At 71.8% G+C, this 12,948-nt stretch carries 11 protein-coding genes; 3 read left to right on the top strand and 8 right to left on the bottom strand.

The genetic code is table 11. The features are described from left to right. Positions 1 to 5: 5 nt before the first annotated feature. The 5 genes from LNW73_RS08280 to LNW73_RS08260 form a co-directional block, all read right to left on the bottom strand. The gene (locus LNW73_RS08280) at positions 6 to 1,139 is read right to left on the bottom strand and encodes an LOG family protein (protein ID WP_250989500.1); all 1,134 of its coding nucleotides are present in this window, start codon (positions 1,137 to 1,139) and stop codon (positions 6 to 8) included. Positions 1,140 to 1,212: 73 nt separating this feature from the next. After that, on the bottom strand, positions 1,213 to 2,364 hold the full coding sequence (locus tag LNW73_RS08275; protein WP_250989499.1) for a hypothetical protein: 1,152 nt from the start codon (positions 2,362 to 2,364) through the stop codon (positions 1,213 to 1,215). Further along, on the bottom strand, positions 2,346 to 3,074 hold the full coding sequence (locus tag LNW73_RS08270) for an ABC transporter ATP-binding protein (RefSeq protein ID WP_250977978.1): 729 nt from the start codon (positions 3,072 to 3,074) through the stop codon (positions 2,346 to 2,348). Before LNW73_RS08270 ends, LNW73_RS08275 begins: the two co-directional genes overlap by 19 nt. A 242-nt stretch (positions 3,075 to 3,316) precedes the next feature. Further along, entirely contained in the window at positions 3,317 to 4,678 is a 1,362-nt protein-coding gene (locus LNW73_RS08265; protein ID WP_138356727.1) for an aspartate aminotransferase family protein, read from the bottom strand. Positions 4,679 to 4,680: 2 nt separating this feature from the next. Continuing rightward, the gene (locus LNW73_RS08260) at positions 4,681 to 5,169 is read right to left on the bottom strand and encodes an Lrp/AsnC family transcriptional regulator (protein ID WP_250977979.1); all 489 of its coding nucleotides are present in this window, start codon (positions 5,167 to 5,169) and stop codon (positions 4,681 to 4,683) included. A 189-nt stretch (positions 5,170 to 5,358) separates the two neighbouring features. Here LNW73_RS08260 and LNW73_RS08255 point away from each other — a divergent pair, with 189 nt between their 5' ends. Further along, the gene (locus tag LNW73_RS08255) at positions 5,359 to 6,795 is read left to right on the top strand and encodes a gamma-aminobutyraldehyde dehydrogenase (protein ID WP_250977980.1); all 1,437 of its coding nucleotides are present in this window, start codon (positions 5,359 to 5,361) and stop codon (positions 6,793 to 6,795) included. 158 nt (positions 6,796 to 6,953) lie between these two features. After that, the gene (locus tag LNW73_RS08250; protein ID WP_250989498.1) at positions 6,954 to 8,126 is read left to right on the top strand and encodes a polyamine ABC transporter substrate-binding protein; all 1,173 of its coding nucleotides are present in this window, start codon (positions 6,954 to 6,956) and stop codon (positions 8,124 to 8,126) included. On the opposite strand, the gene LNW73_RS08245 is transcribed toward LNW73_RS08250, so the two are convergent. Together LNW73_RS08245 and LNW73_RS08240 are read right to left on the bottom strand one after the other, a co-directional pair. After that, entirely contained in the window at positions 8,068 to 8,826 is a 759-nt protein-coding gene (locus tag LNW73_RS08245) for a glycerophosphodiester phosphodiesterase (protein WP_250989497.1), read from the bottom strand. The two genes, LNW73_RS08250 and LNW73_RS08245, sit on opposite strands and share 59 nt — an antisense overlap. Beyond that, complete coding sequence (locus LNW73_RS08240; protein WP_250977983.1) at positions 8,817 to 9,860, bottom strand: adenosine deaminase; 1,044 nt, start codon at positions 9,858 to 9,860, stop codon at positions 8,817 to 8,819. Before LNW73_RS08240 ends, LNW73_RS08245 begins: the two co-directional genes overlap by 10 nt. Before the next feature lie 121 nt (positions 9,861 to 9,981). On the opposite strand from LNW73_RS08240, the gene LNW73_RS08235 reads away from it, so the two are divergent. After that, entirely contained in the window at positions 9,982 to 10,998 is a 1,017-nt protein-coding gene (locus tag LNW73_RS08235) for a DUF4190 domain-containing protein (RefSeq protein ID WP_250989496.1), read from the top strand. 16 nt (positions 10,999 to 11,014) lie between these two features. Here LNW73_RS08235 and LNW73_RS08230 read toward each other — a convergent pair whose 3' ends face one another. Beyond that, positions 11,015 to 12,697 carry a PucR family transcriptional regulator gene (locus LNW73_RS08230; RefSeq protein ID WP_250977985.1) on the bottom strand — a complete coding sequence of 561 codons (1,683 nt, stop codon included), beginning with the start codon at positions 12,695 to 12,697 and terminating at the stop codon, positions 11,015 to 11,017. Positions 12,698 to 12,948 lie beyond the last annotated feature (251 nt).

The following is a 12,948-nucleotide window of genomic DNA, read 5'->3' as shown; positions in this document are numbered from 1 at the left end:
CGAGTTCACCGACCGGTGGCGGAGGCGGTGAGCCGGGCCAGCGCCTCCGGCGCCTCGTCGACGGAGTCGACCAGGGCGATACGGGCCGCCATGGGGCGGTCCTTCGCCAGTGCTTCGAGCAGCGGCCAGGTGGGCAGGTCGCGAGTCCAGTGCTCGCGGTTCACCAGCACCATCGGGGTAGGGACGCCCCGGGACCCGTAGTAGTTCGGCGTCGCGTTGTCGAAGATCTCCTGGACGGTGCCGGCCGCGCCCGGAAGGAAGATCACGCCGGCGGTGCAGCGGGCCAGCAGTCCGTCCTCGCGCACCGCGTTGGCGAAGTACTTGGCGATGTGCGAGGCGAAGGCGTTCGGCGGCTCATGGCCGTAGAACCAGGTCGGGATGCCGACGGACGGGCCGCCGTCCGGCCAGCGCTCCCGGACGGCGAACGCGGCCGACGCCCAGTCGCCGATCGACGGGGTGAACAACGGCGCCCTCGCCACCGTCCGCAGCGCCTCGCCGAGCACCTCGTCCCCGAACGGGGCCGTGTAGGCGCCCAGGTTCGCCGCCTCCATGGCGCCCGGGCCGCCCCCGGTGGCGACGGTCAGCCCCGAGCGGGCCAGCGTCCGGCCGAGGAGTGCGGCGCCCGCGTACGCGTCCTTGCCGCGCTCCATCGCGTGGCCGCCCATGACGCCGACCACCCGCTCGCCGGCGAGCAGTTCGTCGAGCGCGTCCGAGACGGCGTCGTCGTGGATGCTGCGCAGCATCGACGCGAGTATGTCGCCGTCGGCCCGGGTCCGCTGGAACCACTCGTAGGCGCGGGCGTCCGGAGTCGTCTCATACCCCGCGGGCAGCCCTTCGTAGAGCGCCTCGGGTGTGTACAGGGTGCCCCGGTACGGATCGAAGGGAAGGTACGGGACCGGCGGGAACACCATCGCCCCGTGCGCCCGGACGTGCGCGAGCGCGGCGGGCTCCATGGGGCAGCCCAGGAACACCGCCCCCGCCGCGTCCAGTTCCAACAGCGTGGCCGTACGGTCCGTCAGATCGACGGCCTGCAGGCGGTATCCGGCGAGCGAACCGGTGGCGGCCACCCGGTCGAACTCCGCGGGCGATTCGATCTCGTGGTCAGGGGCGCCGCTGTGCGGCGTGGAGTCGGTCAGCACCGCTGCACCCTAGCGGCAGGGACCGCACGTGCGACGGGTGCTGGAAGGGCGGACGGGAGTTCGACGACCCGACCTAGGCCGCCAGTGGGGACGACGCGAGCTGCGCGATGAGGACGGTCAGCGGGATGACGACCACCAGCACCACCGCACAGCGCAGTCCGGCGGCGGCGCGCAGCAGGCTCGCGGGGACGCCGAGCTGGACGAGGGCGGTGGTGGAGTGCTCGCGGGTGCGGCGGGCTTCGAGCGCGGCGGTGAGCACGGTCCCGAGCGCGCAGACCGTGATCAGGGCGGCGGCGAAGCCGGTGAGCGGGCCGAGTTCACGGTCGCCGGTGCCGTAGAGCTCCAGCGCGGCCAGCGCTCCGGCCGTGACGGCGCACAGCACGCCGATCGGGCGGCCGATCCGGCGCGACTCCTCCTGGAGGGTGCGGCCCGCGAGCAGCCGCAGGGCGCCGGGGCGGTGGAGGCTCAGCAGGCGGCCGCAGGCGTGGACCAGGCCGGGACCGGCCAGGACCATGCCGGCCGCGGTCAGCGCCCAGCCGGCCAGCACGGTCGGGGCGGCGCTGCCGAGGCCGCCGGGCAGCGGCAGCAGGTCCGTCGCGGTCGAGCGGCTCAGGTTGTCGGCGGTCACCTCGATGGCAAGGCCGATGGCGGTGAGCGCGGCGCCCCACGGCAGGCCGGCGGGGGCGGTCACCGCGGAGAGCGCGCCCGGGTCGTCCGCGTCGGCCGACGCCGGAGCCGCGGGGGCGGCCCGGCGCGGCCACAGACTGGCGGCGCTGGCCGCCGCGGCGAGCAGCGGTACGGCTGCGAGCAGCGTCAGCGCGCCCGCGACGGGCAGCGGGCGGTCCGAGCCGAGCGCGGTTCCGCCGCGCACCTGAAGGAAGACCAGCAGGGCGACGACGCTGCCCAGCGCGCACGTCAGCGCGGTGGTCGCGGCGGCCAGCAGCGGCACCCCGCCACGGCCGAGCCCGGCCGCGGCGAGCCCCGAGTGCAGCCGCCCGCTGGGCTCGGACCGGCTGACGGCCACCGAGAGCTGCAGGGCGGCGGCGAACGGGACCACGCACCAGGCGAGCCGGGCGCCGGCCGCCGGCGGGTTCCCGGGGTGCCCCATGGCGTAGCCGAGCGCGGCCAGCAGCAGAAAGCCGGTGCCCGCGGACGCGGCGGCGACCAGGAGCCGGCGGAGCAGGACCGTGGGGGCGGATCCGCGGGCTACACGGAGGCTGAGCACGACGCGGCACCCTCCCGGTCCTGGGCGGGCATGGCGGCCGCCGGCCGCCCGTCGACCAGGGTGATGACCCGGTCGGCCGCGGCCGCTACCTCGGGATCGATGGTGGCGAGCACCACGGTGATGCCGTGCGAACGCGCGGCGCTGGTCAGCATCCGCAGGACCTGGGCGCGGTCCGCGCGGTGCAGCGGCGCGGTGGGCTCGTCGGCGAAGACCACCTCGGGGAGGGTGACCAGGGCGCGGGCGATGGCCACCCGCTGGCGCTGCGCCTGGAGCAGCTCGGCGGGCCGTTTGCGGGCCACCGAGCCGACGTCGAGCCGGTCCAGCCACTCCTGCGCGGTGGTCTTGGCCGTGCGGTGCGGAGCGCCGCAGAGCAGCAGCGGCAGGGCGGCGTTCTCCCGGGCGGTGAGTTCCGGCAGCAGCTGCGGGGTGCCGCCGATCCAGCCGAAGCGTTCGCGGCGCAGCCGCTCGCGCGCGGCCAGCGGGAGGGTGTGCACCGGTGCGCTGTTGAACCACACCTCGCCCTGGTCGGGCAGCAACTGCCCGGCCAGGCAGCGCAGCAGGGTGGTCTTGCCGGAGCCGCGCGGCCCCAGCAGACCGAGGATCTCGCCCTCGCGCACACCCAGCGAGACGCCGAGCAGCGCGGGAGAGCCCTGGAAGGAGTGGCGCAGGGCGCGGGCCCAGAGCACATCGTTGTCGGGCGGGGCCACCATTGCCGATTACCTCCGCGAGTCGTTCCCCCTGGCTCGGTCAACGAATGCGGGGGAGACCGGTCACTGCGTTGGCAGGCTAAGGATTTCCCGGACCCGATCGGGTGAGCCACGGCGCCCGGGTCGCCCGAACGGCCGCATATGACGTCTCATCCCAGGAGCCCGGCCCCGGAAACGCCGCGGCGCGCCGGGCGGACCCCCGCAAGGGCCGCCCGGCGCGCCGGGGGTGGATCACCGCGAAGCGGTCAGAGCTTGGTCCACGCCTCGGTGAGGACGGCGCGGAGGATGCCCTCGATCTCGTCGAAGGTCTCCTGGGTGGAGATCAGCGGCGGAGCGAGCTGCACGACCGGGTCGCCCCGGTCGTCGGCCCGGCAGTACAGACCGTTCTCGAAGAGCGCCTTCGACAGGAAGCCGTACAGGACGCGCTCGGTCTCCTCGTCCGTGAAGGACTCCTTGGTGACCTTGTCCTTGACGAGCTCGATGCCGTAGAAGAAGCCGTTGCCGCGGACGTCACCGACGATCGGCAGGTCGTGCAGCTTCTTCAGCGTGTTGAAGAACGCGTCCTCGTTGTCGAGCACGTGCTGGTTGAGGCCCTCGCGCTCGAAGATGTCGAGGTTCGCGATGCCGACCGCCGCGGAGACCGGGTGGCCGCCGAACGTGTAGCCGTGCAGGAAGGTGTTGTCACCCTTGTAGAACGGCTCCGCCAGCTTGTCGGAGATGATGCAGGCGCCGATCGGGGAGTAACCCGAGGTCATGCCCTTGGCGCAGGTGATCATGTCCGGGATGTAGTCGAACTTGTCGCACGCGAACATGGTGCCGAGGCGGCCGAAGGCGCAGATGACCTCGTCGGAGACGAGCAGCACGTTGTACTTGTCGCAGATCTCGCGGACCCGCTGGAAGTACCCGGGCGGCGGCGGGAAACAGCCGCCGGCGTTCTGTACCGGCTCCAGGAAGACACAGGCGACGGTCTCCGGGCCCTCGAACAGGATCTCCTGCTCGATCTGGTCGGCGCAGTACCGGCCGTAGGCCTCCGGGTCGTCGCCGAAGATCGGGGAGCGGTAGATGTTGGTGTTGACCACCTTGTGCGCACCGGGGACCAGCGGCTCGAAGGGAGCCTTGAGGGCCGGCAGGCCGGTGATCGACAGGGCGCCCTGCGGGGTGCCGTGGTAGGCGACCGCGCGGGAGATGACCTTGTACTTGGTCGGCTCACCCGTGAGCTTGAAGTACTGCTTGGCGAGCTTCCAGGCGGTCTCGACCGCCTCACCGCCACCCGTGGTGAAGAAGACCTTGTTCAGGTCGCCGGGGGCGTAGTTCGCCAGCCGCTCGGCCAGTTCCACGGCCTTGGGGTGGGCGTACGACCAGATGGGGAAGAAGGCCAGTTCCTGCGCCTGCTTGTACGCGGTCTCGGCGAGCTCGTGGCGGCCGTGACCGGCGTTGACCACGAACAGCCCGGAGAGGCCGTCGAGGTACTTCTTGCCCTTGTCGTCGTAGATGTACGTGCCCTCGCCGCGCACGATGGTCGGCACAGGGGCGTTCTCGTACGACGACATGCGGGTGAAGTGCATCCACAGGTGGTCGTACGCGGTCTTCGAGAGGTCCGCGTTCATGGCTATCTGGTTCCCCAGGTGTAGGTCTGCTTCCGGAGCTTCAGGTAAACGAAACTCTCGGTGGTCCGCACGCCGGGCAGCGCGCGGATCCGCTTGTTGATCATTTCCAGCAGGTGGTCGTCGTCCTCGCAGACGATCTCGATCAGCAGATCGAAGGAACCCGCCGTGATGACGACGTACTCGACCTCGCCCATCTCCGCGAGGGCGTCGGCGACCGGCTCTATGTCGCCCTCGACGTTGATGCCGACCATCGCCTGCCGACGGAATCCGACGGTGAGCGGGTCGGTCACGGCGACGATCTGCATGACGCCCTGGTCCTGCAGTTTCTGGACGCGCTGCCGCACGGCCGCCTCGGAGAGGCCTACGGCCTTGCCGATCGCGGCGTAGGGCCTGCGCCCGTCCTCCTGGAGCTGCTCGATGATCGCCTTGGAGACGGAGTCGAGCACTCCGGAGCCGTTGGTGCTCTTCGGATCCGTACTACGAGTGGCCACGGGCACCACTGTGCAGGAGAGGTCGACGGTCCCGCAACCCCTGAACGATGAAATTCGTAGTTCTGGTGCTCGAATCTCACTGATTCCATCGTTCTGGGGATCTGGGTATGTCGAACACGGCAGTGATACGACTAGGCTCGATTACTCTGGAAGCGTCTCACCCATCGGACACAGGACAGGAGAGGTGCAGTGAGCGAGCTCAAGCGTCTGCGCAACTACATCAATGGAGAGTTCCGCGACGCCGCCGACGGGCGGACCACGGACGTGGTCAATCCGGCCACCGGTGAGGTCTACGCCACCGCGCCGCTGTCCGCCGCCGCCGACGTCGACGCCGCGATGGCCGCCGCCGAGGCGGCGTTCCCGGCCTGGCGCGACGCCACTCCCTCGGTACGCCAGCGGGCCCTGCTGAAGGTCGCCGACGCGATCGAGGCACGGGCGGACGAACTGGTCGCCGTGGAGAGCGAGAACACCGGCAAGCCGCTCGGCCTCACCGCCAGCGAGGAACTGCCGCCGATGGTCGACCAGATCCGCTTCTTCGCGGGTGCGGCCCGGCTGCTCGAAGGCCGCTCCGCCGGCGAGTACATGGAGGGCATGACCTCCATCGTCCGCCGCGAGCCGGTCGGCGTCTGCGCGCAGGTCGCGCCGTGGAACTACCCGATGATGATGGCCGTCTGGAAGTTCGCCCCGGCGATCGCCGCGGGCAACACCGTCGTCCTCAAGCCGTCGGACACCACCCCCGCCTCGACGGTGCTGCTCGCCGAGATCCTCGGCGAGGTGCTGCCCAAGGGCGTCTTCAACGTCGTCTGCGGCGACCGCGAGACCGGCCGCGCCATGGTCGAGCACAAGGTCCCGGCGATGGCCTCCATCACCGGTTCCGTCCGGGCCGGCATGCAGGTCGCCGAGAGCGCCGCCAAGGACGTCAAGCGCGTCCACCTGGAGCTCGGCGGCAAGGCGCCCGTCGTGGTCTTCGGCGACGCCGACATCGCCAAGGCCGTCGAGGACATCTCGGTCGCGGGCTTCTTCAACGCCGGCCAGGACTGTACGGCCGCCACCCGCGTGCTCGTCCACGAGTCGATCCACGACGAGTTCACCACCGCGCTCGCCAAGGCCGCCGCCGACACCAAGACCGGCGCCGCGGACGACGAGGACGTGCTCTACGGCCCGCTGAACAACGCCAACCAGCTCGCCCAGGTCAGCGGCTTCATCGAGCGGCTGCCGGCGCACGCCAAGGTCGAGGCGGGCGGCCACCGCGTCGGCGACAAGGGCTACTTCTACGCCCCGACCGTCGTCTCCGGCCTCAAGCAGGACGACGAGATCATCCAGAACGAGGTCTTCGGACCGGTCATCACCATCCAGCCCTTCACCGACGAGGAGCAGGCCGTCGAGTACGCCAACGGCGTCGACTTCGCCCTCGCGTCCTCGGTGTGGACCAAGGACCACGGCCGCGCGATGCGGATGTCCAAGCGTCTCGACTTCGGCTGCGTGTGGATCAACACCCACATCCCGCTGGTCGCCGAGATGCCGCACGGCGGCTTCAAGAAGTCCGGCTACGGCAAGGACCTCTCCGCCTACGGCTTCGAGGACTACACCCGCATCAAGCACGTCATGACGTCCCTGGACGGCTGACCCGCCCCCGGCCCCAGCGGCCCCCGGCCCCGGACGCGCACGCCGCGTCCGGGGCCGTCGCACGTCCCGGCCGCGAGACACAGTGTCAGGCAGTTGGGGGGTACGGCTGACGGATCGCTCGTTGCCCCGGGCATCCGGTGGAAGGGAGGGTGTGCCGCATGAGTGATCTCTCCCGTCGTTCGGTGCTGCGTGGATTCGGGCTGGCAGGGCTGCTGGCAGCCGCCTCGGCATGCGGTGTACCGCCGGCACACATAGACGCGGCGGACCGGGCGGCCCGCGACCGCTCGGCGCAGGACAAGAAGCTGAACTTCGCGAACTGGCCGCTCTACATCGACGTCGACGAGAAGAACGCGCAGAAGCGTCCGACCCTCGACGCGTTCACCGCGCACAGCGGGATCAAGGTCCAGTACACCGAGGAGATCAACGACAACGACGAGTTCTTCGGGAAGATCAGCCCCGCCCTGATGAACCACCAGGACATCGGCCGCGACCTGATCGTCGTCAGCGACTGGATGGCCGCGCGGTACGTACGGCTGGGCTGGGTGCAGGAGATGGACCGCTCCCGGCAGCCCAATGTCACCAAGTACCTCGACCCGCTGCTGCGGAACCCCGCCTTCGACCGGGGCCGCAGGTCCGCCGTGCCGTGGCAGTCCGGGATCACCGGCATCGCCTACAACAAGAAGGCGCTGGGCCGCGAGATCAAGCACGTGTCGGACCTGTGGGCCCCGGACCTCAAGGGGAAGGTGACCCTGCTGTCCGGGATGGACGAGGCGTTCGCGCTGCTCATGCAGGGACAGGGCGTCGACGTCGCCAAGTGGACGGCGGACGACTTCCACCGGATGACGGACCAGGTGGCCTCCCTGGTGCGCAGCAAGCAGATCCGGCGCTTCACCGGCAACGACTACACCAAGGACCTGTCGTCCGGCGATGTGCTGGCCTGCCAGGCGTACTCGGGCGATGTCGTCCAGCTGCAGTCCGACAACCCGGACATCGAGTTCGTGGTGCCCCAGGAGGGCGCGGAACTGTGGGCCGAGAGCCTGATGATCCCGAACCTGGCCGAGCACAAGAGCAACGCCGAGGCGCTCGTCGACTACTACTACGACCCCGAGGTCGCTGCCGAACTCGCCGCCTACGTCAACTACGTCTGCCCGGTGCCGGCCGCCCGCGAGGTGCTCGCCTCCTCCAAGGACGAGGACACCGCCGCCCTGGCCGAGGACCCGCTGATCTTCCCGGACGACGAGATGCGCAAGCGGCTCGTGGTGGCCCGCGACATCACGCCTGAGGAGCGCCCGGAGTTCGAGAACCGGTGGAATCTGATCGTCGGCCTGTGATCCCGACCTCCGGTGACCCTGGCGGGCCGTCGAGGAGTCCGCGCAGGACGTCGAGGCGGTTGGTGGTGACCGAGTCGACGCCGAGGCCGAGCAGCCGCGTCATGGTGCGGCGCAGGTCGGCGGTCCAGGCCGCCACGAGCAGCTCCCGCTGGTGCGCCCAGCGGACCAGCGGGGGATCGATCAGGCCGAACCGCAGATTGATCCAGCGCGGCCGGACGGCGTCGAGCAGCGCCCGCGGCGGCAGCGCCGAGGTCTTCCAGGTCAGGGCGATCTCGGCGGCCGGGTCGTGCCGCCGCACGGCGAGCATGGCGGCGGCCTCGCCGCAGTAGTACGCCCGGGACTCCGCCCCCGCGTTCCGCACGGCGGCCACCGAGGGCCCGGCCTGGTCCACGGCGGTCAGGTCGAGCAGCGCCCGGCCGGTCCCGTGCCCGGTGACGGCGGTCAGCGCGTCGTGCAGCGCCGGTACACCGCCGGCGGTGCGCCGCCGGACCTGCTCGGCGGTGAGATCCGCGACGGCGTCCCGGTGCCCCCACAGCCGCTTCAGCGTCGGGTCGTGCAGGAGCACCGGGACGCCGTCGCGGGTGAGGCGGACGTCGATCTCCACCGCGTCGGCGCCCGCCCGCAGGGCGGAGCGCAGCGACGGCAGCGTGTTCTCGCGGTGCTGGAACGGGTCGCCGCGATGGGCGACGGCTAGCGCCACGCCGCCGTGTAGGCGTCGATCTCGGCGGTGAGCCGCGCCTTGCCCGGGGTGTCGAGGAACGACGCCTCGACGGCGTTCTTCGCCAGCCCGGCGACGCCGGCCGCGTCCAGGTCCAGCAGGCGGGCGGCGATGGCGTACTCGTTGTTCAGGTCGGTGCTGAACATGGGCGGGTCGTCGCTGTTGATGGTGACGAGCACCCCGGCCTCGACCATCTGCCGCAGTGGGTGCTCGTCGAGGGTGCGGACCGCGCGGGTGGCGATGTTGGAGGTCGGGCAGACCTCCAGCGCGATGCGGTGCTCGGCCAGGTGCTCCAGCAGCCGCGGGTCCTGGACCGAGCTGGTGCCGTGCCCGATCCGCTCGGCGCCGAGCAGGTTGATCGCGTCCCAGACGGTCTCCGGGCCGGTGGTCTCGCCGGCGTGCGGCACGCTGTGCAGGCCGATCGCGCGGGCCCGGTCGAAGTACGGCTTGAACTGCGGGCGCGGCACACCGATCTCGGGGCCGCCCAGCCCGAAGCTGACCAGCCCCTCCGGCCGCAGCTCGGTCGCGATCCGGGCGGTCTCCTCGGCGGAGGCCAGACCCGCCTCGCCGGGAATGTCGAAGCACCAGCGCAGCACGACCCCGAGCTCGGACTCGGCGGCCTTGCGGGCGTCCTCGATCGCCTCGACGAAGGCGCGGTCCGGGATGCCGCGGTTGGTCGAGGAGTACGGGGTGACGGTCAGCTCGGCGTAGCGGATGTTCTGCCGGGCCATGTCGCGGGCGACCTCGAAGGTCAGCAGCCGCACGTCCTCGGCGTCGCGGATCAGGTCGACGACGGACAGGTACACGTCGATGAAGTGCGCGAAGTCACGGAAGGTGAAGTACTCGGCCAGCTCGGCGGGATCGCTGGGAACCCGGGAGTCCCGGTGCCGGGCCGCCAGTTCTGCGACGATCCTCGGCGAAGCGGATCCGACATGGTGGACGTGCAGCTCGGCCTTGGGCAGCCCGGCGATGAAGGTGTCGAGGCCGGGTACGCGTCCGGGTGCGGTGTCGGTCATGCGGATCCTCCAGGCAAGTCAGCGGTGGAGCCATCGTAGACGGCGCCCCGGGTCGCACGAGGGCCTTCCCCCGCCGTACGCAGGCCATAGCATTGCCGGACGTAGTCAGAGGAAGGCAGCAATGTCCGACCAGCCCGACAGCCCCGCGCCCCGCAACCCCTGGGCGCCGCCCGCGGACGTCCCGCCGCAGGCCGGACCGGGGCCGAGCCCGGCGGACACCGGCCCGCCGCTGCCGCCGCTGGCACCGGGAACGGACCATTACGCCGCTGGTCCGCCGTACGACCAACAGGGTCCCCACCCGGGTCAGTACCCGCCGTACGAGCAGTACCCGGGCGCGGGCGGCGGCTACCCGGGCTACCCCGGATACCCGATGGGCCCGTACGGCGGCTGGACCCCCTCGCCGCGCAACGGCTACGGCCTCACCGCACTCGTGCTGGGCATCGTCGGCGCGGTGCTGTCGGTGATGTGCTTCTTCGCGGTCCTCGGCGCCCCGCTGGGCATCGCCGCGATCATCTTCGGGATCGTCGGACGGCGGATCGCCAAGCGCGGTGAGTCGACCAACCCCGGGCAGGCGCTGGCCGGGCTGATCCTCGGCATCGTCGCGACCGTGCTGTCCGCCGGAATGCTGATCACCATAGGCGTGTCGATAGGGAACGGCTGGCTGGACGAGGGCGACGGGATGCGCCAGCCCGACCAGGGCAGCTACGGATCACCGCTGTCCGTCGGCGAGACCGCCGAGTACGACGGCGGGCTGCAGGTCACCGTCGCCGATGTGCAGGACCCCGGCCCGACGCAGACCGCCGGGAGCGCCGAAGGCGCCCAGGGTGCGGAGGGTGCCGAGGGCGGTGACAGCGCGCTGAAGTTCACCGTCACGCTGAAGAACACCGGCGGCGACACACAGAACCTGGACTACGCGGACGTCTCCGCGTACGCGGACCAGGCGGGGGACAACCCGCTCAAGGACATCTCGGGCCAGGACGGCTTCAGCGGCCAGCTCGCCCCCGGCGCCGAGCGGTCGCTGGACTTCATCGTCGTCGTCCCCGACCCGTCCACCGATTCCGTCGAGGTCGACGTGTCCCCGGGCGACTCCTACGACTACGCGTACTGGGACGTGCCCGTTCCCGTTCCCGCCTCGTAGGCCCTGTGGCCCGCTGCTAGCGGCGTACGGCCTCCAGGGCCAGCAGCGCGACGTGCAGCGACAGACACGACTCCACCTGGTCGAGGTCGACGCCCAGGATCCGTTCCACCCGGTGCAGCCGGTCGTAGAACGAGGGGCGGGACAGGTGCGCGGCGTCGGCCGCCGCGGACTTGTTGCGGCCGTTGTCCAGATAGACGGTGAGGATGCGGACCAGGTCGGAGCCGTGTTCCGCGTCATGGGCGAGCAGCGGGCCCAGCTCGCGCTCGACGTAGGTCTGCAGCCGGGCGTCGTCGCGCAGCAGGTGCAGCAGTCCGCGCAGCCGCACGTCGGGCAGCCGGTAGTACGTGCCGGCCCGGCGCCGCTCCGCACCGCCCGGTGAACCGTGCAGCGCCGCGTCGGCGACCTGCGCCGCCTCCAGCAGGGTGCGCCGCGCGTCGCGCAGCGAGCCGACCGAGGAGCCGGCCGCCATCACGAACGCGGGCGCCTCGGACGCCGGGTCGACGATCCGGTCGAGCGCGGCGGCGAAGCCCTCCAGCGACCGGTGCTCCTCGTCGTGCGGGCCCAGTGACACCAGGACGCCGACCGCGCCGTCGTCGAGCGCCCCGGTCAGCGCGGTCAGCCCGCGCTCGCGCACCGCGAGCGCCACGTTCTCGGTGAAGTCCCGCAGCCGGGACTGCGCCTCCAGCGCCGCCGACGCGGGCCCGCCGCGCAGCCGCAGCATGACTCCGACCAGCCGGCGTCCTTCGAGCGGCACGCCCAGCGCCCGCGCGCGCAGCGCGACGTCGGAGACGGTCAGCGCGTGGGTGAGGATCCCGGAGAGCAGGGTGCGGTGGGTCTGGCGTTCCAGCGATTCGCGGTCGCGCTCCAGCAGCCGGTTGAGGGCCAGGGTGGCGGCGCCGCGTTCGAGGAGGACCGCGTGCCGGTGCGGGCCGGTCGTGGTGACCGGGCGGCCCTCGCCCGAGGTGCGCGGCGGCGGACCGGGCTCGCCCACCAGGACGAGCCGGCCCCAGTCGCGGCCGCGCGCGCCGACCGAGGTGACGAGCCAGCCGGCCCGCCGGTCGTACCCGGTCCTGCCGGCCGGGGCCACGCCGCGCGAGCGCCGTTCCCAGCCGTCCAGCAGCGCCTCCGGGTCGTGGCCGGCCGGGTCGAAGGCCAGCACCTGGTGCGAGAGGTTCTCCAGCACGACCGGCGCGCCCGCCATCCGGGCCACCTCCCGGACGACCTCGTCGGCCTCCGCGCCCTCGACGGACAGTTCGTTGAAGGTCTGGTGCACGGCCTCCGAGGCGCGCAGCTCGGTCAGCTGCGCGTCCACCACATGGGCGTGCACCGCCTGGGTGACGCTCACGAACCGCACCTCGGTGCGCAGCGCCACCAGGGGGAGTCCGCGCCGCTCGGCGGCCCTGACCAGGGGCCGCGGCAGCACGTCGGCGTACCGCCGGCCCAGTTCCACCACCAGCCCGGCCGCGCCGACGTCCGCGAGGGCGTCGATGTACTGGGCCAGTGACTCCTTGTCCTCGGGGAGCATGACGCCGGTCGTCAGCACCAGCTCGCCGCCCTGCAGCATCCCCGCGATGTCGGCCAGCTCGCTGATGTGCACCCAGCGCACCGGCCGGTGCAGCCCGGCGGCGCCCGCGACGACCCGCGGCGCGCCGCGGCGCAGCGCGTCGAGTTCCAGGACCTGGGCGACGGTGGGAAACACGGTGTGACCTCCGGTCGGGACGGCGTCCGGCGTGGCCTGACGCCACTGCCGGGGGCAGAGTGTAAAGCTCTCCGCGCCACCGGTTGCGGTGTGACGGTTACGCCGCGCGCAGCGCTCCGGCATCGTGCCTCGGGACGCCTGGGAAAGCCACTGTGTGGCAGATCACGGAAGACAGATTTCGTCGCGTAACCAAAAGGCAACAACGGAATCCCTTGTTGGCCCAAGGCTACTCTGCCAGGATCAGCCACCAA

The organism is Streptomyces sp. RKAG337, from assembly GCF_023701715.1.
Taxonomy (GTDB): domain Bacteria; phylum Actinomycetota; class Actinomycetes; order Streptomycetales; family Streptomycetaceae; genus Actinacidiphila.
Note: the sequence above shows the minus strand (reverse complement) of the source record. Positions and strands in the feature narration are given on the sequence as shown.

Coding starts and splice junctions, on each gene's coding strand:
- LNW73_RS08270 (WP_250977978.1), bottom strand. CDS start 3,074: ATGGTGGCCCCGCCCGACAACGATGTGCTCTGGGCCCGCGCCCTGCGC.
- LNW73_RS08265 (WP_138356727.1), bottom strand. CDS start 4,678: ATGAACGCGGACCTCTCGAAGACCGCGTACGACCACCTGTGGATGCAC.
- LNW73_RS08250 (WP_250989498.1), top strand. CDS start 6,954: ATGAGTGATCTCTCCCGTCGTTCGGTGCTGCGTGGATTCGGGCTGGCA.
- LNW73_RS08240 (WP_250977983.1), bottom strand. CDS start 9,860: ATGACCGACACCGCACCCGGACGCGTACCCGGCCTCGACACCTTCATC.
- LNW73_RS08235 (WP_250989496.1), top strand. CDS start 9,982: ATGTCCGACCAGCCCGACAGCCCCGCGCCCCGCAACCCCTGGGCGCCG.